General features: G+C 74.4%; 21 protein-coding genes. 12 read left to right on the plus strand and 9 right to left on the minus strand.

Features of this window, described 5'->3' with window-relative positions:
• The first annotated feature begins 1 nt into the window (after position 1).
• On the plus strand, positions 2 to 583 hold the full coding sequence (locus ACI79T_RS17970; protein WP_456611457.1) for an antibiotic biosynthesis monooxygenase: 582 nt from the start codon (positions 2 to 4) through the stop codon (positions 581 to 583).
• A gap of 15 nt (positions 584 to 598) precedes the next feature.
• Here ACI79T_RS17970 and ACI79T_RS17975 read toward each other — a convergent pair whose 3' ends face one another.
• Positions 599 to 5212 (minus strand): ATP-dependent helicase, encoded by a 4614-nt coding sequence (locus ACI79T_RS17975; protein ID WP_456611458.1) that lies wholly within the window; start codon positions 5210 to 5212, stop codon positions 599 to 601.
• A gap of 90 nt (positions 5213 to 5302) precedes the next feature.
• Between ACI79T_RS17975 and ACI79T_RS17980 the strand changes: the two genes are divergently transcribed.
• The 4 genes from ACI79T_RS17980 to ACI79T_RS17995 all read left to right on the plus strand — a co-directional run bounded on the left by ACI79T_RS17980 (position 5303) and on the right by ACI79T_RS17995 (position 8814).
• Positions 5303 to 6580 (plus strand): MFS transporter, encoded by a 1278-nt coding sequence (locus tag ACI79T_RS17980; RefSeq protein WP_456611459.1) that lies wholly within the window; start codon positions 5303 to 5305, stop codon positions 6578 to 6580.
• A gap of 146 nt (positions 6581 to 6726) precedes the next feature.
• On the plus strand, positions 6727 to 6921 hold the full coding sequence (locus tag ACI79T_RS17985; protein ID WP_456611460.1) for a DUF3046 domain-containing protein: 195 nt from the start codon (positions 6727 to 6729) through the stop codon (positions 6919 to 6921).
• A 179-nt stretch (positions 6922 to 7100) separates the two neighbouring features.
• On the plus strand, positions 7101 to 8138 hold the full coding sequence (recA, locus tag ACI79T_RS17990; protein WP_456611461.1) for a recombinase RecA: 1038 nt from the start codon (positions 7101 to 7103) through the stop codon (positions 8136 to 8138).
• Positions 8139 to 8145: 7 nt separating this feature from the next.
• Positions 8146 to 8814 (plus strand): regulatory protein RecX, encoded by a 669-nt coding sequence (locus ACI79T_RS17995; protein WP_456611462.1) that lies wholly within the window; start codon positions 8146 to 8148, stop codon positions 8812 to 8814.
• A gap of 128 nt (positions 8815 to 8942) precedes the next feature.
• Here ACI79T_RS17995 and ACI79T_RS18000 read toward each other — a convergent pair whose 3' ends face one another.
• The 7 genes from ACI79T_RS18000 to ACI79T_RS18030 form a co-directional block, all read right to left on the minus strand.
• Positions 8943 to 9422 (minus strand): hypothetical protein, encoded by a 480-nt coding sequence (locus ACI79T_RS18000; protein ID WP_456611463.1) that lies wholly within the window; start codon positions 9420 to 9422, stop codon positions 8943 to 8945.
• A 71-nt stretch (positions 9423 to 9493) separates the two neighbouring features.
• Entirely contained in the window at positions 9494 to 10408 is a 915-nt protein-coding gene (locus tag ACI79T_RS18005; protein ID WP_456611464.1) for an amino acid ABC transporter permease, read from the minus strand.
• Entirely contained in the window at positions 10405 to 11055 is a 651-nt protein-coding gene (locus ACI79T_RS18010) for an amino acid ABC transporter permease (protein WP_456611465.1), read from the minus strand. Before ACI79T_RS18010 ends, ACI79T_RS18005 begins: the two co-directional genes overlap by 4 nt.
• A gap of 105 nt (positions 11056 to 11160) precedes the next feature.
• Positions 11161 to 12054, minus strand: a complete 894-nt coding sequence (locus ACI79T_RS18015) for a glutamate ABC transporter substrate-binding protein (protein ID WP_456611466.1) — start codon at positions 12052 to 12054, stop codon at positions 11161 to 11163.
• A gap of 34 nt (positions 12055 to 12088) precedes the next feature.
• A complete protein-coding gene (locus tag ACI79T_RS18020; RefSeq protein WP_456611467.1) occupies positions 12089 to 12844 on the minus strand; it encodes an amino acid ABC transporter ATP-binding protein in 756 nt (251 codons plus the stop codon).
• Between the two features lie 81 nt (positions 12845 to 12925).
• Positions 12926 to 13207 (minus strand): helix-turn-helix domain-containing protein, encoded by a 282-nt coding sequence (locus ACI79T_RS18025; RefSeq protein ID WP_456611468.1) that lies wholly within the window; start codon positions 13205 to 13207, stop codon positions 12926 to 12928.
• Positions 13204 to 13830, minus strand: a complete 627-nt coding sequence (locus ACI79T_RS18030) for a DUF2975 domain-containing protein (RefSeq protein WP_456611469.1) — start codon at positions 13828 to 13830, stop codon at positions 13204 to 13206. The genes ACI79T_RS18025 and ACI79T_RS18030 overlap by 4 nt, the downstream gene beginning before the upstream one ends.
• Before the next feature lie 73 nt (positions 13831 to 13903).
• Here ACI79T_RS18030 and miaB point away from each other — a divergent pair, with 73 nt between their 5' ends.
• Positions 13904 to 15385, plus strand: coding sequence for a tRNA (N6-isopentenyl adenosine(37)-C2)-methylthiotransferase MiaB (gene miaB / locus ACI79T_RS18035; protein WP_456611470.1), 1482 nt, complete (start codon positions 13904 to 13906; stop codon positions 15383 to 15385).
• Positions 15386 to 15456: 71 nt separating this feature from the next.
• Here the strand turns inward: miaB and ACI79T_RS18040 are convergent, their stop codons facing one another.
• Positions 15457 to 17031, minus strand: coding sequence for a DUF349 domain-containing protein (locus ACI79T_RS18040; protein ID WP_456611471.1), 1575 nt, complete (start codon positions 17029 to 17031; stop codon positions 15457 to 15459).
• A 40-nt stretch (positions 17032 to 17071) separates the two neighbouring features.
• Between ACI79T_RS18040 and ACI79T_RS18045 the strand changes: the two genes are divergently transcribed.
• The 6 genes from ACI79T_RS18045 (at position 17072) to ACI79T_RS18070 (ending at position 22962) form a co-directional block, all read left to right on the plus strand.
• Positions 17072 to 17797: a hypothetical protein gene (locus ACI79T_RS18045; protein WP_456611472.1), complete on the plus strand. Its 726-nt coding sequence runs from the start codon at positions 17072 to 17074 to the stop codon at positions 17795 to 17797.
• Positions 17794 to 18732, plus strand: coding sequence for a tRNA (adenosine(37)-N6)-dimethylallyltransferase MiaA (gene miaA, locus ACI79T_RS18050; protein ID WP_456611473.1), 939 nt, complete (start codon positions 17794 to 17796; stop codon positions 18730 to 18732). Before ACI79T_RS18045 ends, miaA begins: the two co-directional genes overlap by 4 nt.
• A complete protein-coding gene (dapF, locus tag ACI79T_RS18055) occupies positions 18729 to 19601 on the plus strand; it encodes a diaminopimelate epimerase (protein ID WP_456611474.1) in 873 nt (290 codons plus the stop codon). Before miaA ends, dapF begins: the two co-directional genes overlap by 4 nt.
• A 101-nt stretch (positions 19602 to 19702) precedes the next feature.
• On the plus strand, positions 19703 to 21166 hold the full coding sequence (gene hflX / locus ACI79T_RS18060) for a GTPase HflX (protein WP_456611475.1): 1464 nt from the start codon (positions 19703 to 19705) through the stop codon (positions 21164 to 21166).
• Positions 21167 to 21224: 58 nt separating this feature from the next.
• Positions 21225 to 21947: a phosphatase PAP2 family protein gene (locus tag ACI79T_RS18065; protein WP_456611476.1), complete on the plus strand. Its 723-nt coding sequence runs from the start codon at positions 21225 to 21227 to the stop codon at positions 21945 to 21947.
• Positions 21919 to 22962, plus strand: coding sequence for a hypothetical protein (locus ACI79T_RS18070; protein ID WP_456611477.1), 1044 nt, complete (start codon positions 21919 to 21921; stop codon positions 22960 to 22962). Before ACI79T_RS18065 ends, ACI79T_RS18070 begins: the two co-directional genes overlap by 29 nt.
• Positions 22963 to 22966 lie beyond the last annotated feature (4 nt).

Here is a 22966-nt window from a genome sequence, read left to right on the forward strand (position 1 = left end):
GGTGAGCGAACTGATCCGGACCCGACTCGTGGGTGGCGCCGCCCCCGAGACCCCCGCTGCCGAGCCGGTGACGGTCACGGTCGCGCGGGTGGTCCGGCCGGACCAGCAGGACGCCTTCGAGCGGTGGGCCGCCGACGTGCAGCAGCTCGCCGCCACGTTCCCCGGCCACCTCGGCTCCACGCTGCTGCGTCCCGGTCCGGCCAGCGACGAGTACCACCTGGTCTACCGGTTCCGCGACGACGAGTCGCTGGCCGCCTGGGAGCGCTCGCCCGAGCGGCATGCGGCCCTGGACCGGGTGCAGCAGTTGGTCGAGGAGGAGCGGATCTCCCGGGCCGTCGGCCTGCAGAGCTTCTTCGCCGTTCCCGCGAACCCGGGGCCGGTGTGGCGGAGCTGGCTGCTGACCGTCGCCGTCGTCCTGCTGTTCACCTCGAGCTTCCAGCTGCTCGCCCTGCCGCTGGTGGGCGGCTGGCCCTGGCCGCTGCGGCTGCTGCTGTCGGCGGTCTACGTCGTGACGGCGCTGCGGCTGCTCATGCCGCGGCTGAGCCGGTGGCTCGGTCGCTGGCTGGAGGGCTCCCGCCGCTGACCCCCGTGGCCGGGCTCAGGCGCGCAGCCGCAGCCCGCGCGGGGTCGCGGCGAACCCGGCGGCCTGGAGGGCCTGGGAGAGCGGTGTCGCCTCGTGCACCGAGGCGCCGTCGGCCTTCTGCACCACCATCCGGCCCAGCGCCCCGGCGGAGACCGCGCCCGACAGCGCCGTCGCCGCCTCCTTGAGCACCTGCTCGTCCTCGGTCCAGGACAGCAGCGTCTTCCCGCCGCGCTCGACGTAGAGCACCAGCTCGCCGTCGACCAGGACGACCAGCGCACCGGCCTTGCGACCCGCGCGATGCCCGGCGGCCTTCTTGGTACCGGTGCCCTCGCCGAGATCGACCGCGTCGCCGTCGCTGGTCAGGGTGCGCTCGGGCCACGGCAGCGCGGCGCCGTAGACGTTGGCCGGGTCGGTGGCGGCGAGCACGACGGCGCCGGCCGGCACGCGGTCGGGGGAGGCGAAGCTGCGCAGCCGGTCGACCGAGCCGGGGGTGCCGAACTGCGCGGCACCGAGGGTCTCCACGAAGTAGCCGCGGCGCGCCCGACCGTTGTCCTCGAACGCCCGCAGCACCGGGTAGACGGCGGAGAAGCCCCCGGTCACCTGCTCGGCCATCACGGCTCCGCGGGTGAGCACCCCGTGCCGCTCCAGGAGCGCCTCGGCCCGCGCGGTGCCCCGCCGGGTGGCGTTGGGCTCCCGGGCGGGCAGCCGGGACCACCGGCCGGCGACGGTCGGCGGTCCGGTGCGGGTGGGCATGGCCGGGCGGCCCAGCCGGGTGCGGCCGGCGCGGGCCCGGTCGAGGCGCACCCGCGGTGGCGCCGCGGGCTTGCGGTGCGTGCCGCCCCCGGCCAGCCGCGTGCGCAGCGGCGCCAGCGTGTCGTTGGTCAGCGCGCCGGCCCAGACGAGGTCCCACACCAGCTCGGCCAGCGCGGTGTCGTCGGTGGCGCCGACGGCGTCGGAGAGCCCGCGGAAGAACATCGCCTGGCCGCCGGCGAGCAGGTCGAGCAGCGGCTGCCCCGCGTCGGGGGTCTCCAGCTGCTCGGGCAGCAGCAGAGGTGCCAGGTCGGCGGGGACCAGGCTGATCCACCCGTCGCTGCCAGGAAGCCCGCCGGCGCCGGCCCACAGCACCTCCCCGGCGCTGGTCAGCTCGTCGAGCATGGCGGGGGAGTAGTCGCGCACCCGTCCCGGCAGCACCAGGGACTCCAGGGCGCTGGCCGGCACCAGGGCGCCGGCGAGCTGCTCCACGACGGCGAGGACGCCGTCGGCGGCGCGCAGCCGGCTGCCCACCGACTGCCAGGACGGCGTGAACCGGGCCAGCGTGCCGATCGGTACCGGCTCGACCTCCTGGCGCAGCCGGGCCAGGCTCCGCCGCCGGATGGAGCGCAGCACGTCGGCGTCGCACCACTCCTGCCCGGAGCCGCCCGGGCGGAACTCCCCGGAGACCAGGCGGCCCGTGCCGGTGAGCCGCTGGACCGTCGCCGTCACCACGGCGACGCCCAGCCCGAGCCGGGCGGCCACCTCCGGGGGCTGGAAGGGGCCGTGGGTGCGGGCGTAGCGGCCGATGAGGTCGCCCAGGGGGTCGGCGACGGGCTCGGTGAAGACCTCCGGGACCCCGACCGGCAGCGCGGTGCCCAGGGCGTCGCGCAGCCGGCCGGCGTCCTCGATGGCGACGTACCGCTCCTCGCCGGCGATGCGCACCAGCAGCGCGCGGCGGGCCGCGACGAGCTCGTCCAGCCACTCCTGCGGCACGCCCCGCCGGGCGGCCTCGGCGGCGGTGAGGTCGCCGACGACGCGCAGCAGGTCGCCGCCGCCGTCGACGTCCCGCGGGTGCCGCTGCTGGGGGAGCCGCTGCAGCTCCTCCTCGATCTCGGCCATGGCCTCGGCGTCGAGCAGCTCGCGCAGCTCGGAGCGGCCGAGCAGCTCGGCGAGCAGACCGGTGTCGAGGGCGAGCGCCTGCGCCCGGCGCTCGGCCAGCGGGGCGTCGCCCTCGTAGAGGAACTGGCCCACGTAGCCGAACAGCAGCGACTGGGCGAACGGCGACGCCGTCTCGGTCTGCACGTCGACGACCCGCACCCGCCGGGCCCGGACGTCGGTCATCAGCTCGACCAGCCCCGGCACGTCGTAGACGTCCTGGAGCACCTCGCGGGCGGCCTCGAGGGTGATCGGGAAGGAGGAGAACTCGCTGGCGACCGAGAGCAGCTGGGCCGCGCGCTGCCGCTGCTGCCAGAGGGGGGTGCGGCGGCGCGGGTCACGCCGGGGGAGCAGCAGCGCCCGCGCCGCGCACTCGCGGAAACGGCTGGCGAACAGCGCGGAGCTGCCGACCTCGGCGGTCACCTCCCGCTCCACGTCGTCGGGGTCGAGGACGGCGAGGTCGGCCTCGGGCGGCTCGCCGGTGGTCTCCGGGAGCCGCAGCACGATGCCGTCGTCGGAGTGCATGGCCGAGACGTCGACGCCGTAGCGCTCGCGCAGCCGGGCGGCGAGGACGAGGGCCCACGGCGCATTCACCTGCGCGCCGAAGGGGGAGTGCACGACCAGCCGCCAGTCGCCCAGCTCGTCGCGGAACCGCTCGACCAGCAACGTGCGGTCGTCGGGCAGGTGGCCGGTCGCGGCCTTCTGCTCGGCCAGGTAGGCCGCGAGGTTGGCGGCGCCCCACTCGTCGAGCCCGGCGGCGCGGGCCCGCTCCAGGCCCGCCTCCGGCGTCGCGGCGCCGACCTCGCGCAGGAACGCGCCCAGCGCCCGGCCGAGCTCCAGCGGGCGGCCGGGGGCGTCGCCGTGCCAGAACGGCATCTTCCCGGCCTGCCCGGGGGCCGGGGTGACCAGCACCCGGTCGTGGGTGATGTCCTCGATCCGCCACGACGACGAGCCCAGCAGGAAGACGTCGCCCACCCGCGACTCGTAGACCATCTCCTCGTCCAGCTCGCCGACCCGGCGCCCGCCGGTCCCCTCGCCGCCGACGAGGAAGACGCCGAACAGGCCGCGGTCGGGGATCGTGCCGCCGCTGGTGACCGCCAGCCGCTGGGCACCGGCCCGGGCGGTGAGGGTGTCGGTGACGCGGTCCCAGGTGAGCCGTGGCCGCAGCTCGGCGAACGCGTCGGAGGGGTAGCGGCCGGCCAGCATGTCCAGCACCGCGTGCAGCGCGGACTCCGGCAGCGAGGAGAACGCCGCCGAGCGGCGGACCAGCGCCCCCACCTCGTCGACGGTGCGCGGCCGCTCGGAGACGACCGCGACGATCTGCTGGGCGAGCACGTCGAGCGGGTTGCGCAGGTAGCGGATCGACTCGATGGCGCCGGCCTTCATCCGCTCGGCGACGAGCGCGCACTGGACGAGGTCGCCGCGGTACTTGGGGAAGAGCACGCCGCGGCTGACCGCGCCCACCTGGTGCCCGGCCCGGCCGACGCGCTGCAGACCGCTGGCGACGGTGGGCGGTGCCTCCACCTGGACGACGAGGTCGACCGCGCCCATGTCGATGCCCAGCTCCAGGCTCGACGTGGCGACGACGGCGGGCAGCCGGCCGGACTTCAGCGCCTCCTCGACGATCGCCCGCTGCTCGCGGGACACCGACCCGTGGTGGGCGGCCGCCACCGGCTGCACGCCCTCGGGCACGCCACCCCCGGAGCCGGCCTGCGCCATGAGCGCGGCCGCGTTGGTGCCGGGCGGCACGGTCTCGCCGGTGGCGCGCTCGTAGGCCAGCTCGTTGAGCCGGCTGGTCAGCCGCTCGGCCAGCCGCCGGGAGTTGGCGAAGACGATCGTGCTGCGGTGGGCCTGCACCAGGTCGAGTACGCGCTCCTCAACCGCCGGCCAGATGGAGTTCCGCGGCTGGTTCCCGGCCGCCGAGCCCTCCAGCTCGCCGGTCGGCTGCCCAAGCTCGCTCATGTCCTCGATCGGCACGACGACCGAGAGGTCCCACTGCTTGGTCGAACCGGGGGAGACCACCTGCACGGGGCGGCCGCCGGCCAGGAAGGTGGCGACCTCCTCGATCGGGCGCACCGTGGCCGACAGACCGATCCGCTGCGCCGGCCGCTCGAGCAGCTCGTCGAGCCGGTCGAGGGTGACCGCCAGGTGGGCGCCTCGCTTGGAGTCGGTGACCGCGTGCACCTCGTCGACGATCACCGTCTCCACCCCGCGCAGCGCCTCCCGCGCCTGGCTGGTGAGCAGCAGGAACAGCGACTCGGGGGTGGTGATGAGGATGTCCGGCGGGCGGCGGGCGAACGTGCGCCGCTCGTCGGCCGGGGTGTCGCCGGAGCGGATGCCGACCTTGATCTCCGGCCGCGGCAGCCCGAGGCGCGCCGCGGCCTGCCCGATGCCGGCCAGCGGCGCCCGCAGGTTGCGCTCGACGTCGACGGCGAGGGCCTTGAGCGGCGACACGTAGAGGACGCGGCACCGCGTCCGCTCGTCGGCGGGCGGGGTGGCGGCGAGCCGGTCGAGCGACCAGAGGAACGCCGCGAGCGTCTTACCCGAGCCCGTGGGGGCCACCACCAGCGCGTGTTCGCCGCTGCTGATCGCCTGCCAGGCCCCGTCCTGGGCGGCGGTGGGCTGCTCGAAGGCGCCGGTGAACCAGGACCTGGTCGGCTCGGAGAACCGGCGCAGGGCGCCGGACGTCTCGGGACGGTCGGCGGGCGGGCGGGCGGGCACGCGCTCAGTGTCCCCGGCATGTACGACACTTCGCTGGGCCGGCGGGGGCGGCGGCCGCGGGAACCACCCGCCCGGGAGACAGGAGCGCACGTGGCACCGCTGCAGCAGTCCGACGCCGGGATCGACGTCGCCCGCGTGCAGCGCCGCACGCTGGGCGTCCTGAGCGGCGGCGTCGCGCTGGCCGGCCTCGGCGTCACCGTCGGCATCACCGCCGGTGGGCTGCTCGCCCGCGACGTCGCCGGGACCGACAGCGCCTCCGGTCTCGGGCAGACCGCGGGCGTCCTCGGCGCGGCCGCCCTCGCGGTGCCGCTGGCCCGGATCAGCGCCACCGTCGGCCGGCGCACCGGGCTGGCCGTCGGGTACGCGATCAGCGTCGTCGGCGCGGTGCTCACCGTCCTGGCCGCGGCGGCGTCCTCGCTGCCGCTGCTGCTGGTGGGCCTGTTCCTGTTCGGCGCGGCCACCGCCTGCGGTCTGCAGTCCCGGTACGCCGCCGCCGACCTGGCGACGCCCGAGCGCCGGGGACGGGCGCTGTCCCTCGTCGTCTGGGCCACCACGATCGGCTCGGTGATCGGGCCCAACCTGGCGCGTCCGGGGGCGCGGCTGGGCGAGGCCCTCGGCCTGCCCGCGCTCGGTGGGGTCTTCGCCTTGTCGGCCGTGGTGTTCGCCGTCGTCGCCGTGGGGTTCCTCCTGCTGCTCCGCCCCGACCCCCTGCTGCTGGCCCGGCGGCTCGGCGGGGGCGGCGCCGGTGCGCCGCCGCGGCGGGCCACCGGCGCCGCGCTGCGCGCGGTGTGGGCCACCCCCGCGGGCCGGCTCGGGCTCACCTCGGTCGTGGTGGCGCACGCGGTGATGGTCGGCGTCATGGTGATGACGCCGGTGCACATGGGTCACGCCGGCGGCGCCGAGGACACCGTGCTCCGGCTCGTAGGGCTGGTGATCAGCGTGCACGTGGCCGGCATGTACCTGTTCTCCCCGCTGGTCGGCGTGCTCGCCGACAAGGCCGGCGCTCCGGCCGTGGTGGCCCTGGGGAGCGTGCTGCTCCTGGCCGCCGCCGCGGTGGCGGGGACGGCGGCCCCGGCCGACTCGGTGCAGCTGGGCGTGGGCCTGGTCCTGCTCGGCCTGGGTTGGTCGTGCGGGCTGATCGCGGGCTCGGCGCTGGTGACGGCGTCGGTGGACGCCGAGCTGCGGCCGACCGCGCAGGGCGGCACCGACCTGCTCATGGGCCTGGGCGCGGCCCTGGCCGGGGTGGTCGGCGGCCCGCTGCTCGCATGGGGCGGGTTCGGCCTGGTGTCCGCGGTGTCGGCGGCCCTGGTGCTCCCGCTGGCCTGGGTGTGGGCGACCTCGCGGGTCAGCGCCCGCGGTAGTTCCTGATCAGCAGCACGATCGTCACGATCAGCGCCAGCACGATGCCGATCTCGAGGAGGAGGTCGAGGGTCTGCGAGCCCGTGCCCGGAATCATGCCGTCGAGCCTAGGGCGGGTGCGGCGCCGCCGGGAGCCGGCGGGTTAGCGTCGGGACGTGCGCCTGCAGGAGTTCTGGTCCCGCCTCGACCGTCAGTTCGGGGCCATGCGCGCGCAGAGCGTCGCGCGCGACCACGTCTTCTCCGACCTGGGCGGGCGGACGGCGGTCGACGCCATCGAGGCCGGTGTGCCGGTGCGCAAGGTGTGGCTCGCGGTCTGCGAGGCCTTCGACGTGCCGGTCAAGGAGCGCTGACCAGGACCGGAGCCGCGCCCCGGCGTGTCGGCCTGGCTATCGAACAGGTGTTCGGTCTACTGTGTCGTCGTCCACAGGGCGGCCGGTCCTGCACAGCCCGCCCCGGAATCCGAAAACTGTCGGTGCCTCGCCCTAGCGTCGGTCCCGACCCGCAACTCGCGAACCGAAGGTGACGCACCATGGCAGCAACGCTCGACCGCGACAAGGCCCTCGACATGGCCCTCGCCCAGATCGACAAGCAGTTCGGCAAGGGCTCGGTCATGCGGCTGGGCGACAGCCCCGAGGTGGCCATCAAGGTCATCCCGACCGGCTCGATCGCGCTGGACATCGCCCTGGGCATCGGTGGCCTGCCCCGTGGCCGCGTCGTCGAGGTCTACGGGCCGGAGTCCTCCGGTAAGACCACGGTCGCCCTGCACGCGGTGGCCAACGCCCAGGCCAACGGCGGCATCGCCGCCTTCATCGACGCCGAGCACGCGCTCGACCCGGAGTACGCCCGCGCCATCGGCGTGGACACCGACGCGCTCCTGGTCAGCCAGCCCGACACCGGTGAGCAGGCGCTCGAGATCGCCGACATGCTGATCCGCTCCGGCGCGCTCGACATCATCGTCATCGACTCGGTGGCGGCGCTGGTGCCCCGCGCCGAGATCGAGGGCGAGATGGGCGACAGCCACGTGGGTCTGCAGGCTCGCCTGATGAGCCAGGCGCTGCGGAAGATCACCGGTGCGCTGAGCAACTCGGGCACGACGGCGATCTTCATCAACCAGCTGCGCGAGAAGGTCGGCGTGGTCTACGGCTCGCCCGAGGTCACCACCGGTGGCCGGGCGCTGAAGTTCTACTCGTCGGTCCGGCTCGACGTCCGTCGCATCGAGACCCTCAAGCAGGGCACCGACGCGATCGGCAGCCGCACCCGCATCAAGGTCGTCAAGAACAAGGTCGCCGCACCGTTCAAGCAGGCCGAGCTCGACATCCTCTGGGGTCAGGGCTTCAGCCGCGAGGGCGGCATCGTCGACGCCGGCGTCGAGCAGGGCTTCGTGAAGAAGTCCGGCGCCTGGTACACGTACGAGGGCGACCAGCTGGGCCAGGGCAAGGAGAACGTCCGCAACTTCCTGAAGGACAACCCCGACCTGGCCGACGAGATCGAGAAGAAGGTCAAGGAGAAGCTGGGCATCGGCCCGACGCTGGACGCCCCGGCGCCGATCGACGCCCCCGACTTCTGACCCGCCGGTGGACGACCGGCCGCCGACCCGTCGGCGCGGCTCCAACTCCGGCTCCGGCTTCGGGACCTCCCGGGCCGGCCGCCGGTCACGGACGCCGGGCGGCGACGATCCCCTGACCCCGGACGTCGCCCCCGGTTCGCCGGAGGACTACACGGGCGACCCCGAACAGGTCGCCCGTGCCGTCTGCCTCCGGGCCCTGACCGGCGCGCCCAAGACCCGGCAGCAGCTGGCCGATCTCCTGGCCAAGCGGGAGGTGCCGGACGACGCGGCCGAGGCCGTGCTCGACCGGTTCACCGAGGTCGGTCTGATCGACGACGCGGCGTTCGCCCGGGCGTGGGTGAGCAGCCGGCAGGCCGGGCGTGGGCTGGCCCGCCGGGCGCTCTCCGCCGAGCTGCGGGCGAAGGGCGTCGACCCGGAGACCGCCGCCGAGGCCGTCGAGGCGGTGGACGACGACGACGAACGCGAGGCGGCCCGCCGGCTCGTGGCCCGGAAGATGGGCGCGATGCGCCGGCTGGACCGGCCGACGGCCACGCGCCGGCTCATCGGCATGCTCGCCCGCAAGGGCTACAACGGCGGTCTCGCCGCGGCGGTCGTGCGGGAGGCGCTGGACGAAGCGGATCTGGCCGGCGACGTCGACGACGTCCCCGAGTTCGACAAGGAGAGCGCGCTGCCCTGACCGCGGCCTTCCACCCACGCGGCAGGGCCCAGAACGGCAGGGCCCAGAACGGCAGGGCCCAGAACGGCAGGCCCCAGAACGGCAGGAGGCGGTCCGGAGATCCGGACCGCCTCCTGCCGTTCCCCGGCTCAGCCCTCGGCGAGCCAGGCGGTGACGTCCACGGCGACGCCGTCGGGCGCCTCCTGGTCGGACAGCAGCCAGGCGTCGTCGCGCACCTGACCAGCCGCCAGCCAGCCGGTGATACCGGTGTCGAGCGCTTCCTGGGGCGAGGTCCCCGAGCGCCGGCGCTCCCCGACGAACGTCAGGTCGGTCTCGGTCCCGTCGGCGTAGCGGAGGACCACCCGGCAGCGCGAGCGCCGGTGGCGTGCCGGGGGCACGACCTCGCGGACGACGGCGCTCTGGGCCCCGGCGGCCCGGGCGAAAGCGGGAGCGGCGGAGCGCAGACGCTCGACGAACTGCTGACCGTCGTCCAGCGGGGTCGGTCCGGCCTCCGGGACGGGCGTCGCCGGTGCGGTGATCAGCGTCTCGAGGGTGGCCCGGGGGACCGGGGGCAGATTGCGGCGCCCCGCCGCGTGCATCGTCTCCATCGTGGGGAGAAGTCTCGCCACGGCCGCACTCCGCACCGTGTCGGCGCGCCAGGCTGGGGCGAGTGGGTCGGACGGGACCGATCGCGTCGAGCTCAGGCGCCGGTCCGCACCGGCGCACCCTCGATGCCGTCGGTGGCCTCGGCCTCCGCCTCGCCGCCGGTGGTACGTGCGCGGGACTGGCGGCGCTCCAGGTACTGAGCGAGCCGGCCGAGCGCGTAGTTGATCGCGATGTAGAGCAGCGCGATGACGGTGAAGGTCTGGATCGGGTTGTCCAGGTTCCGGATGATGCTCTCGCCCTGGCTGAGCAGTTCGTCGAAGTTGGCCACGAAGACCACCAGCGAGGTGTCCTTCAGCACGACCACCAGCTGGCTGATGATCGCCGGCAGCATGACCCGGAACGCCTGCGGGAGCAGGATGAGCCGCATGGCCTGCCCGTTGGTGAGGCCGGTGGCCAGGGCGGCCTCCCGCTGGCCGCGGGGGAGGGAGGCCACCCCCGCGCGGACCACCTCGGCGAAGATCACCATGTTGTAGGCGGTCAGCCCGATGATCAGGCCCCAGAAGACCTGGCCACCCGGCCATCCGCTCAGGTCGACGCCCACGTCGGGCAGCGCCCGGACACTCAGGTACACGAGGACGATGACCGGCAGACCGCGGAAGACCTCGACGAACCCGATGAGCGGGATCCTGGCGTACCGGCCCAGGGACAGCCGCGCGACGGCGATCAGCGTGCCGATCACCACCGACAGCGTCATCGCGACGAGCGCGGCCTTGATGGTGTTGACGATGCCCTCGCCGATGACCCCCCAGACCAGCTCGAAGTTCTCGTTGCCGGGGTTGATCAGCGGCCCCCAGAGCTCCATCGAGAACTGGTCCTGCGCCGCCAGGCGCAGCACCACCACGACGGCGAGGGCGATCAGGAAGATCGCGCCGACGGCCGTGCCGATCGCCGTCCGGCGGCGGGCCTTCGGGCCCTGCGCGTCGAACAGCACGGTCTCCTGCTGGCTCATCGGGCGATCGCCACCTTCCGCTCGATGACCTGGAGGATCGCGCCGGCCGGGAGGGTGATGAGCAGGAACCCGATCGCGACACCGATGAAGATGGGCAGCGTCTCGAAGCCCCGCGCGCTCGTCAGCGTCTGGCCGGTGCTCCACAGGTCACCGCCGACGCCGAAGGCGCCCACCACCGCGGAGTTCTTGAACATCGCGATGATCACGCTGCCCAGCGGCGGCACCACCGTGCGCAGCGCCTGGGGCAGGACGACGAAGCGCAGGCTCTGCGAGAAGTTCAGGCCGATCGAGCGGGCCGCTTCCGCCTGGCCGGCGGACACCGAGTTGATGCCCGACCGGATGGCCTCGCAGACGAACGCGGACGTGTAGAGGATCAGGCCCAGGACACCGAAGAAGTAGAAGGTCCGGTTGATGCCCAGCTCCGGCAGGCCGAAGGCGCAGAAGAACAGCACCACCGACAGCGGGGTGTTGCGGAAGGTCGACACCCAGAAGGTGCCGAAGGCGCGCAGCGGCGGGACGGGGGAGACCCGGAACGCCGCGATCAGCGTGCCCAGCAGCAGCGAGCCGACCATGGCCACCAGGATGATGCTCAGCGACGTCAGGAAGCCGTCGACGTACAGGTCGATGTTCTCGATGACCGGGCTCACGTGCCCCCCCTCAGTGCCAGTGGTGGTGGTGCCTGCGGTGCCGCATCGCGGCCGTCAGCGACCGGCCGGCCGTCGTGGCCGGCCGGTCGCTGACCGACGGGATGGTCAGACGCACTCGTTGGGCTCGGGGAGCTCCGGCGTCTGGGTGCCCTCGATCTGGCCCGCGGTGGCCTCCCAGGCGGCCACGTAGGCCTCCTCGTTGGCGGCGAGGGTCTCGTTGATGAACTCGCAGAAGGCGACGTCGCCCTTCTCGATGCCGATGCCGTAGGGCTCCTCGGTGAACTGCTCGCCGACGAGCTTGAACTCGCCGTCGGACTCGGACACGAAGCCCAGCAGGATCACGTTGTCGGTCGTCACGGCGTCCACCTGGCCGTTGGCCAGCGAGTCGGCGCACTGCGAGTACTCGTCGAAGAGCGTCAGCTGGGCCGGCTCGTCGACCAGGTACGGCCTGATCTGGTCCGCCGGGGTCGAACCGGTGACCGAGCAGACGGTGAGCTCCGGGTTCTCGGTGAAGGACTCCGGACCGGTGATCTCGTCGTTCTCCGAGAGCACCATGATCTGCTGGCCGGCCTCGTAGTACGGCCCGGCGAAGGTGATCCGCTCGGCCCGCTCGTCGTTGATCGTGTAGGTCGCGACGACCATGTCGACCTCGCCGCCCTCGATGACCTCCTCCCGCACCGCGGAGGGGGTCTGCTCCCACTGGATGTCCTCGGGGGCGATGCCGAGCTCGGCGGCGATGATCTTGGCGATCTCGACGTCGAAGCCCTCGAGCTCGCCATCGAGGGTCTCCAGGCCGAAGAAGGGCTGGTCGTACTTGGTGCCGATCGTGATGCTGCCCGCCTCGGCGAGCTCGGCCATCGTCGTCCCCTCCTCGAACTCGGGGGCCTCGGCGACGTCCGGCTCGGGGGCGGCCGTCTCCTCGGAGTCGCCGCCGCACGCGGCGGCGGTGAGGGCGACGACGGACAGGGTGGCTACCAGGGCGCTGCGACGGAAAGTCATGGCTGGGGTCCTCTCGCTGGACGGTCTCGTGCGATCAGTGGGTGAGGATCTTGGACAGGAAGTCCTGGGCCCGCTCCGACTGCGGGTTGGTGAAGAAGGTCTCGGGCTCGGCGGTCTCGACGATCCGGCCGCCGTCCATGAAGACGACGCGGTTGGCCGCCCGGCGGGCGAAGCCCATCTCGTGGGTGACGACGACCATCGTCATGCCGTCCTTCGCCAGGCCGACCATGACGTCGAGGACCTCGTTGATCATCTCCGGGTCGAGCGCCGAGGTCGGCTCGTCGAAGAGCATCACCTTGGGCTCCATGGCCAGTGCCCGCGCGATCGCCACGCGCTGCTGCTGACCCCCGGAGAGCTGGGCGGGGTACTTGTCCGCCTGGGCGCTGACCCCGACCCGGTCGAGGAGCTCGCGGGCGCGCTTGTCGGCGTCGGCCTTCGACCGCTTGCGCACCTTGACCGGCCCCAGGGTGACGTTCTCGAGGATCGTCTTGTGGGCGAAGAGGTTGAAGCTCTGGAACACCATGCCGACGTCGGCGCGCAGCCGGGCGAGCTCCTTGCCCTCCTCGGGGAGGCGCTCGCCGTCGATGGTGATCTCGCCCTTCTCGATCGGCTCCAGCCGGTTGATCGCGCGGCACAGCGTCGACTTGCCCGAGCCCGACGGCCCGATGACGACGAGGACCTCGCCGGCGGCGATGTCCAGGTCGATGTCCTGCAGGACGTGCAGCTCGCCGAACCACTTGTTGACGCCGGACAGGCGGACGAGAGGCTCTCCGTTCGAACGGCTGGTCATCTTGGGGACCCTAAGGGCGGAAGGTCGCGGATCCCGCACCGTGGGATCACGAAGGCGTAACGAACGCGGCCGTTTCGCGGTTCAGCGCCGGTCGTCCGCCCGTTCGGGTGATGGCCGCGGAGTGACGGAGAACAGGTCACCCGGCTGGCAGCCCAGGGCGTCGCAGACCGCGGTGAGGGTGGAGAACCGGACCGCGCGCGCCCGGTCGTTCTTCAGCACCGACAGGTTGACCACCGAGACACCGACCCGTTCGGCGAGCTCGACGAGGGTCATGCCCCGCTCGTCCAGGAGCCGGTCGAGGTGGCACACCACCCGGTGGGTGGCGTCCTCGTCGGGCGCCGGCCCGCCCCGGCGGGGGCTCACACCGTCCCCTCGACCTCGTCCTCCAGCGCCCGCCCGCGGCGGAAGGCCTCGGCGGCGGCCAGGAGGGCGACGGCGATCCCGACCGGCGTCAGCGACAGGGTGATGCCGAACACGACGAGCGGGGAGCCGGGGCCGGTCAGCTCCAGGTGCTCCAGCACCGCCGTGGTGACCAGGCCCTCGCTCATGGGGACGACCAGGCCGCCGAGGACGACGGCGGCGGCGAGGCCGGCCAGGCGTCGGGGGTTGCGCCGGTCGAAGGGGCGTCCGTCGTGGATGGTGGAGAGCACCCGTGCGAGCAGCCAGGCGCCGGCGGCGAAGGCGACGGCGCCCAGCGAGGCCGGCAGCTCGGTGAGCGCCCGCAGGCCGGCCGGGAGCTCGGCGGCGAACAGCGTCGACTCGGGCGAGGAGTCGACGACCCAGACGCCGTCCGGCAGCCCCGGCAGGTCGAGCTGTCGGTCCCCACTCGGATCGGCCGTGCTCACCACGACGCTGCCGCCCGGCTGGGTGAGCTGGTTGACCGGCAGCGCGACGGCGAAGAGGAGAGCCACGCCGGCGACGACGAACAGGGTGGCGGCCACCAGGCTGGTGCCGGTGCGGCCGAGGAACGGGCGGCTCGTCGTCATGGGGGGCACCATAACGAAAGTCGATACCAATGACAATCGATATGCCCATCGGAGCCGTACCCTCGCTGCTGTCATGAGCAGCCTTGTGGAGAGCCCCGCCGCGCGCACCTACCGCGTGCGCACGTACGGGTGCCAGATGAACGTGCACGACTCCGAGCGCCTGTCCGGCCTGCTCGAGGAGGCCGGCTACACCGCCGCGGCCGAGGGGGACGACGCCGACGTCGTCGTCCTCAACACCTGCGCCGTGCGCGAGAACGCCGACAACCGCCTCTACGGCAACCTCGGCCACCTGCGGCCGGTGAAGGACGCGCACCCGGGCATGCAGATCGCCGTCGGCGGCTGCCTGGCGCAGAAGGACCGCGGCGAGATCGTCCGGCGGGCGCCGTGGGTGGACGTCGTCTTCGGCACGCACAACGTCGGCTCGCTGCCGGCGCTGCTGGACCGGGCCCGGCACAACGCCGAGGCGCAGGTGGAGATTGTCGAGTCCCTCGAGGTCTTCCCGTCGACGCTGCCGGCGAAGCGGGACTCCGCCTACTCCGGCTGGGTGTCGATCAGCGTCGGGTGCAACAACACCTGCACGTTCTGCATCGTCCCGGCGCTGCGCGGCAAGGAGAAGGACCGCCGGCCCGGCGAGATCCTCGCCGAGGTGCAGGCGCTGGTCGACCAGGGCGTGCTCGAGGTGACCCTGCTCGGGCAGAACGTCAACGCCTACGGGGTGGAGTTCCGCGACCGCGGCGCCTTCGCCGACCTGCTCCGCGTCACGGGGGCGATCGACGGCCTCGAGCGGGTGCGCTTCACCAGCCCGCACCCGCGCGAGTTCACCGACGACGTCATCGAGGCGATGGCGGAGACGCCCGCGGTCTGCCACCAGCTGCACATGCCGCTGCAGAGCGGCTCGGACGACGTGCTGCGCCGGATGCGCCGCGGCTACCGGCAGGACCGCTACCTGGGGATCATCCAGCGGGTCCGCGCCGCCATGCCGGACGCCGCGATCACCACCGACATCATCGTCGGCTTCCCCGGCGAGACCGAGGCCGACTTCGAGCAAACCCTCCACGTCGTCCGGGAGGCCCGCTTCGCCAGCGCCTTCACCTTCCAGTACTCCAAGCGGCCGGGGACGCCGGCGGCGGAGATGGACGGGCAGCTGCCCAAGGAGGTCGTCCAGGAGCGCTACCTGCGGCTGACCGCGCTGCAGGACCAGATCAGCTGGGACGAGAACCGCGCCCAGATCGGCCGGCGGGTCGAGCTGCTGGTCGCCGCGGGGGAGGGCAGCAAGGACGCCGCCACGGGCCGGCTCTCCGGCCGGGCCCGCGACGGCCGGCTGGTGCACTTCACGGCGGCCGGCGGCGTGCGCCCGGGCGACGTCGTCGAGACGGTCGTGACCGAGGCGAAGCCGCACTTCCTGGTCGCCGACGGGCCGCTGCTCTCGCACCGGCGCACCCGCGCGGGCGACGCCGGTGAGGCGGGCACTCGGCCGACGACGCCGGGGGTCGTGCTCGGCATGCCGCGGATCGGCGTCCCCGACCCGCTGCCGGTGCTGACCACCGGCTGCTGAGGGCAGGCATAGGAGGCTCTGCCTACGGAATCGCGCGGCGAACCGTAGGCAGAGCCTCCTATGCCTGGGGACTAGCGGCGGGCGGACTTCTCCGCCTCGGCCAGCCACTCGCGCCGGGTGACGAGGTTGGCCTGCGCCTCGTCGATCCGGCGCTTGTCGCCCGCGGCCTCGGCCTTGGCCAGCTGCTCCTCGGCCTTGGTGACCGCCGCGCGCATGGAGGTGACCATCGGGTTCTCCGGCGCGGTGCGCACCCGGCCGGCGTCGGCGGCGCCCCGGACCTTCTGCTCGACCGCCTGCATCCGGTCCTCGAGCGAGCGCATCACGGTGCGTGGCACGTGCCCGATGGCGTCGTAGCGCTCCTGGATCTTCCGCAGCGCGTTCTGGGCGCCGCGGAGGTCCTTCGACGGGTCGAGCTGCTCCGCCTCGGCCAGCAGCTCCTCCTTGGCCTGCTGGTTGGCGACCTGCTCGGCGTCGCGCGCCTTGTCCTGCTCGGCGCGCGCGTCGAAGAAGACGTCCTGCGCGGCGCGGAACTGCTTCCACAGGTCGTCGTCGCCGTCGCGGCCGGTGCGGGGCACCGCCTTCCAGCGGTCCATGAGCGAGCGCATGGCCGCGCTGGTGGGTCCCCACTCGGTCGACGTCGACAGCCGCTGCGCCTCGGCGATCAGCTCCTGCTTGGCGGCCCGTGCCTCGCCGCGCTGGGCGTCCAGCTGGGCGAAGTGGGCGCCGCGCCGGCGGCCGAACGCGTCGCGGGCGGCCGCGAAGCGCGACCACAGCGCCTCGTCGGTCTTCCGGTCGATCCCGCGGATGGTCTTCCACTCCTCGACGATCGCCTTGAGGCGGTCGCCGGAGGCCTTCCAGGCGGTGGACTCGGCGGCGATCTGCTCCGCCTCGGCGGCCAGCGCCTCCTTGCGCGCCACCTGGGCGGCGCGGGCGGCGGCCTTCTCGGCGCGGTACCCGGCGGCCGCGGCCTCGGCGATCTCCACCATCGCGCGGGCGCGGGCGGCCAGGCCCTCGAGGTCGCCGACGGCGGCGGCGGTCGGGATGGACTCGGCCAGCCCCTGCGCCTTGGTCTTGATCTCGGCCGGGTTGCCGGTGTGCGCCTTGAGCCGCGCCTCCAGCAGGGCGACCTCGGTGGCGAGGTCGTCGTACCGGCGGCCATAGTGGGCCAGCCCGGCCTCGGCCTCGCCGGCCTGCCACGACCCGACCTCGCGCTCGCCGTCGGCGGTGCGCACGAAGACGGTGCCCTGCTCGTCCACCCGGCCCCACTGCGCCGGGTCGCTCACCACGATCTCCACCGGTGCGGCCGGCCGTGCGGGCGCAGGGGCCGGCGGCGGGACGGCCGCCGGTTCCGGCTCGCCGGCGGGCTCGGGCAGCGCGCCCGTCCCCGGCTCACCGGAGGCATCGGGGAGCGCCGCTGTCTCCGGGGCGCCGGAGGCGTCGGGGAGCGCCGCCGGTTCCGGTTCGCCGGTGGGGTCGGGGAGCGCCGCCTCCGCGGGGGTGGGCGCAGCCGGCGTGCCCGCCGCGGGGGTCACCGCGTCGGGGCTGCCGGTCTCCTGCGCCGCCGCCGGGGCGGTGGTCTCGGGGGTCTCCGCAATCGGCGGAGCGTCCTGCTGCACCCCGTTGCCGGGGTTGTCCGTGCTCGACACGTCCGGCAGTGTTCCACGTCCCATCGGCGACACTGCTGCCGTGACCATCCCTCCCGGCGGCCCGACCGCCCGGACGTCCCGCGCGTGGGCCGCCGTCGCGTTCTGCCCGTGCCCCCCGTTGCTGCTCCCGGCGGTGGAGGGCCGTCCGGCGGCGGAGACCCGCGCCCTGCGCTCGGCCTGCGTCGATGCGGTGACCGCGCTCGTCACCGCCGCCCCCGACGTGGTGGTCGTCGTCGGCGCGGGGGCGGCGCCGGGAGAGCGGTTCGGCGCCGGCGACGGCGGCGATCTGCGGGGGTACGGGGTGGACGTCGAGCTGCCGTTCGACGGCCGGCTGCGGCCCGGCGGCCGCCGGCTGCCCCTGGCGCACACCGTGGGCGCCTGGCTGCTCGACGAGGTGTCGTTCGGCGGCACCCGGGTGGGGGTGGGGCCGGCCGACCTCGGCCAGCTGCTGCGCGACCTGCCGGCCCCGGTGGGTGTGCTGGCGCTGGGTGACGGCTCCGCGCGCCGCACCGTCAAGGCCCCGGGCTACCTGGACCCGGCGGCCGGGCCGTTCGACGCCGCCGTCGCCGCCGCCCTGGCCACCGGCGACGCCGGGGCCCTCGCCGCGCTGGACCCCGCGGACGGCGAGCGGCTGCTCGCCGCAGGCGTGGCGACCTGGCGGGCCGTCGGCGCCGCGGTCGCCGGCCGGCACGTCACGGCGCGGCTGCACCACGACGCGGCTCCGTTCGGGGTGGGCTACGCCGTCGCCGACTGGGTGGTGGCGTGAGCGAGCCACCGGCCGGGGACGCGCCGCCGGTCGTCGCGATCGTCGGCCCCACGGCCACCGGCAAGACCGCGCTGGCCGTGGCGCTGGCCCGGCGGCTGGGCGGCGAGGTGGTCAACGCCGACTCCATGCAGCTCTACCGCGGCATGGACATCGGCACGGCCAAGCCCGACGTCGCCGAACGCGGTGGAGTGCCGCACCACCTCCTGGACCTGTGGCACGTGCGCGAGCCGGCGTCGGTGGCCGAGTACCGGCAGCGCGCCCGCGCCGAGGTGGACCGGCTGCGGGCGGCCGGCACCGTGCCGTTCCTCGTCGGTGGCTCGGGCCTGTACGTGCGCGCCGTCCTCGACGAGCTGGACTTCCCCGGCACGGACCCGGCGATCCGGGCCCGGCTGGAGGCCGAGCTCGCCGCCGTCGGCCCGGCGACGCTGCACGCCCGGCTGGCCGGTCTCGACCCGGCGGCCGGGGCGGCCGTGCTGCCCAGCAACGGACGCCGCATCGTCCGGGCGCTGGAGGTGATCGAGCTGACCGGTGGCCCCTTCCGGGCCGCGCTGCCCGAGCCCCGGCCGCACTACCCGGCGGTCGTGCTCGGGCTGGACCGCGCCCCGGCCGAGCTGGACGAGCGGATCGCCGTCCGCGTCGACCGGATGTGGGCCGCCGGCTTCGTCGACGAGGTGGCGGCGCTGGCCGCGGACGGGCTCCGCGAGGGGCCGACCGCCTCCCGCGCCCTGGGGTACGCCCAGGTGCTGGCGCAGTTCGACGGCGGGCTCTCGGCCGACGAGGCGCGCGAGCGGACCGTCAGCACCACCCGCCGGTTCGTCCGCCGGCAGCGCTCGTGGTTCCGCCGGGACGCCACGACCACCTGGTTCGACGCTGCCCGCCCGGACCTGGCCGACGCCGCCACCGCGGTGATCACCGCGCCTACGATCGGCTCGTGACTCCCTCGCCCCGCGTGCTGATCGGGCACGGCACCGAGAACGACTTCGTGCTGCTGCCCGACCCCGACGGCGCGGTGTGGCCGGAGGACCGGCTGGACGCCGCCATGGTGCGCCGCCTCTGCGAGCGCCGGGCCGGACTGGGTGGCGACGGCGTCCTGCGGCTGGTCCGCAGCGCGCACGTCCCCGACGCGGCGGCGGTGCTGGGCGACGACCTCGACCGCTGCGAGTGGTTCATGGACCACCGCAACGCCGACGGCTCGTACGCGGAGATGTGCGGGAACGGCATCCGGCTGTTCCTGCACGCGCTGGTCGGCGAGGGCCTCGTCGACCGGACGGCCTGCGCCGACGGCCTGCTGGTCGGCACCCGCGGCGGCCCCCGGCGGGTCGGCGCGGCCGCCGACGGCGGCTACTGGGTGGACATGGGCCCCGCGCGCCCGTTCGGCGAGGGCGAGGCGCGGCTGGACGGTTCGGTCTTCCGCGGCACGGCGGTCTCCATGGGCAATCCGCACCTCGCCTGCCTCACCGACGTCCCCGTGGACACCCTCGACCTCACCGGCACCCCGGTCGTGGACGCGGAGCTGTTCCCCGAGGGCGTGAACGTGGAGCTGGTCAACGTCCTCGAGCCGGGCGCGCACGTCCGGCTGCGGGTGTCCGAGCGCGGCGTGGGGGAGACCCGGTCCTGCGGCACCGGGGCGTGCGCGGCGGCGTACACCGCCCTGCGGGCCGAGGGTGCGACCGAGGGCACCGTCGTCGTCGACGTGCCCGGGGGACGCCTGTCGGTCCAGGTGACCTCCGCGACGACGGTGCTCAGCGGCCCGGCGGTCCTGGTGTCGGCCGGCGAGCTGTGCCCGGAGTGGCTGGCCGGCTGACCCCCTTCGAGGGGCCGGGATGCTCCGGGGCGGTCGATGCGTTGTACCCGGCGATGACAACTCACGTGCCCCACACGCAGGACCGTGCCACGCTGGACCCGATGACGACCGCCCCCGACGCCTCGCGCTTCGACGAGCAGCCCGAGCCCACCTCCCGCCCCGTGCCGGCCGGGCAGCGCGACGAGCCCGACGACAGCACCGGCTCCTACGCACTGGAGGCGCGCGGCGCCCTGCGGCGCGTCGCCGGGCTCTCCACCGAGCTCGCCGACGTCACCGAGGTCGAGTACCGGCAGCTGCGCCTGGAGCGGGTCGTGCTGGTCGGCGTCTGGACCGAGGGCACGCAGGCCGACGCCGACCGCTCGCTGACCGAGCTGGCCGCGCTCGCCGAGACCGCCGGCTCCGAGGTGCTGGAGGCGGTCAGCCAGCGGCGCGACAAGCCCGACGCCGCGACCTACGTCGGTTCGGGCAAGGCCAACGAGATCCGCGACATCGTCGCCGCGACCGGCGCCGACACGGTCATCTGCGACGGTGAGCTCACCCCCGGCCAGCTCAACCAGCTGGAGAAGGTGCTCAAGGTCAAGGTCGTCGACCGGACGGCGCTGATCCTCGACATCTTCGCCCAGCACGCCACCAGCCGGGAGGGCAAGGCCCAGGTCGAGCTGGCGCAGATGCAGTACATGCTGCCGCGCCTGCGCGGCTGGGGTGAGTCGCTGTCCCGCCAGGCCGGTGGCCGGGTCGCCGGCGGTGGCGGCATCGGTACCCGTGGCCCGGGTGAGACGAAGATCGAGACCGACCGCCGGCGGATCCGCGCCCGGGTCAGCAAGCTGCGGCGCGAGATCGCCGGCATGGCCACCGCGCGGGCCACCCAGCGGTCCAGCCGTGGCCGCAACGCGGTGCCGAGCGTGGCGATCGCCGGCTACACCAACGCGGGCAAGTCCAGCCTGCTCAACCAGCTCACCGGCGCCGGCGTGCTCGTGGAGAACGCGCTGTTCGCCACGCTGGACCCGACGGTCCGCCGGGCACAGTCCCCGGACGGCCGGGAGTACACGCTGACCGACACCGTCGGCTTCGTGCGCCACCTGCCGCACCAGCTGGTGGACGCCTTCCGCTCCACCCTGGAGGAGGTCGCCGCGGCGGACCTGCTGCTGCACGTCGTCGACGGCTCGGACCCCGACCCGCTCGGCCAGATCGACGCCGTCCACGTGGTGCTGAACGAGATCGACGCGTCGGCCGTCCCGGAGGTCATCGTCGTCAACAAGGTCGACGCGATGAGCGAGGAGGACATCCTCGCGCTCCGCCAGGCCCTGCCCGGCGCGGTGTGGGTCTCGGCCCGGACCGGGGTCGGCATGGACGCGCTGCGCCGGCTCGTCGCCGAGCGGCTGCCGCACCCGGACGTCGACGTCGACGTGCTGGTGCCCTACGAGCGGGGTGACCTGGTGTCCCGGGTGCACCAGGACGGCGAGGTCCTCAGCGAGCAGCACGAGGGCGGCGGCACCCGGCTGACCGCTCGGGTGGACGGCGCGCTGGCGGCCGCGCTGGAGGAGTTCGCGGTACCGGTGGCCTGACCGGGACGCACCCGTGCGGCTGGATCACGATCCGGTCACGGCCCGGTACCGTGTCGGCGTGACGAGCAGCGCGGTGCGGGAGACCGGTCTGCCCGCCTCCGCGCCCGTCGTCTCCACCGGCCGGCCGCCGTGGTGGCTGGTCCTCGTGGCGCTGCTGGTCGGCGGTCTGGTGACCGCCGACCTGCTGGCGCACGGGTCGCTGGAGCGGATGGACCTGCGGGTCTCCGAGATCGTCAGCGACTGGGGGTTGAAGGAGTCGCCGTCCTATCCGGCCGTCTGGCTGATCACCCAGCTCGGTGGGCGGGTCACGATCCTCGTGGTGCTGGCCAGCCTGATCGGCTACCTGTTCTGGCGGCGGGGCGCCTGGCTGCCGATCGCCCGGGTGGTTCTCGCCGTCGCCGTGCTCACCGCCGGCGTGTACGCGATCAAGCACGGCATCGGCCGCACCGCGCCGGCCTTCCCGGGTTCGTACTACTTCCACCCCGACGGCGCATCGTTCCCCTCCGGGCACGTGGCCAACGCCGTGCTCATGTGGGGCGTCGCCCGGTGGCAGGCCGTCGAGTACGGGCTGCCACCGGCGGTCCAGCGCACGTTCTGGTGGCTGAGCGTGGCGGGGCCGGTCGCCACCGGGGTGGCGATGGTGTCGCTGGACTTCCACTGGGTCACCGACGCCGTCGTGGGAGCGGCCGTGGGGATCGTCCTGTTGGGCGTGGTTCATGCACTCGACGCATTGGTTCTGTCACGCTGGGTACGTGCCCGAGCAGGCCGACCGACCGGATAGCCGCGCCCTGAGGCGGCGGCTCCTGCTGGCGACCGCCCTCACGGGCGGGTTGGTGACCGTGGGCCCGGGCGCGGCTCTCGCCGAGGACGGTGCCCCGACGGTGCGGTGCTCGATCACCGACCCGCGGCTCGCCGAGCTGTCCGGGCTGGTGGTCGTGGGCGAGCAGATGCTGGCGCTCAACGACGGCGGCGACCAGGTCGCGGTGTACGGGCTCGACGGCGGCTGCGCGGTCGTCGACGTCCAGACCGGCCCGGTGGACCCGTACGACCCGGAAGACCTGGCGGTCGGCCCGGACGGCGCCGTCTGGATCGCCGACACCGGCGACAACAACACCGACCGGGCAACCGTCGCACTGCACGTCCTGCGCCCCGACGGCACGACTGCGCTGCACCGGCTGACCTACCCCGACGGCGCACACGACGCCGAGGGCCTGCTGATGGCGCCGGACGGCACGCCGTACGTGGTGACCAAGGAGGTCCTGGGGTCCAGCGGGGTGTACCGGCCCAGCGGGCCGCTCGTCGACGGCGGGACGGTGGCCATGGAGCAGGTCGCCACCGTGAACGTGACGCTCACCGGCACACCGGGGGGCCCGGTCGGCCGCGCCGGCCAGCTGATGATCACCGGCGGGGCGGTCGCGTCGGACGGCAACGCCGTGGCGCTGCGCACCTACACCGATGCCTACGTGTGGCCGCTGACCGGATCGGACATCGCCGGCGCACTGGGCGGCGAGCCGACCCGCGTGGCGCTGCCGGAGTCTCCCCAGGGGGAGGCGATCAGCTTCACCACCGACTCGCGTGCGCTCGTGGTCGCCAGCGAGGGGCTGCCGAGTGCGGTGACCGTGGTGCCCCTGCCGGCCGGCGCCCCGGTCCCGACGGCGGCACCGGCAGCGGACCCGCTGTCCGGCTTCGACGAGCTGGTGCGTTCGGACCGATCGCCGATCGCCGCCGCCCTGATCGCCGCCGCCGTAGCCACCGTCGTCGTCTGGCTCGGCGGTCGGCTGCGCCGCCGTTCCTGACCGG

The sequence above is a fragment of the Blastococcus sp. SYSU DS0619 genome (assembly GCF_054051035.1).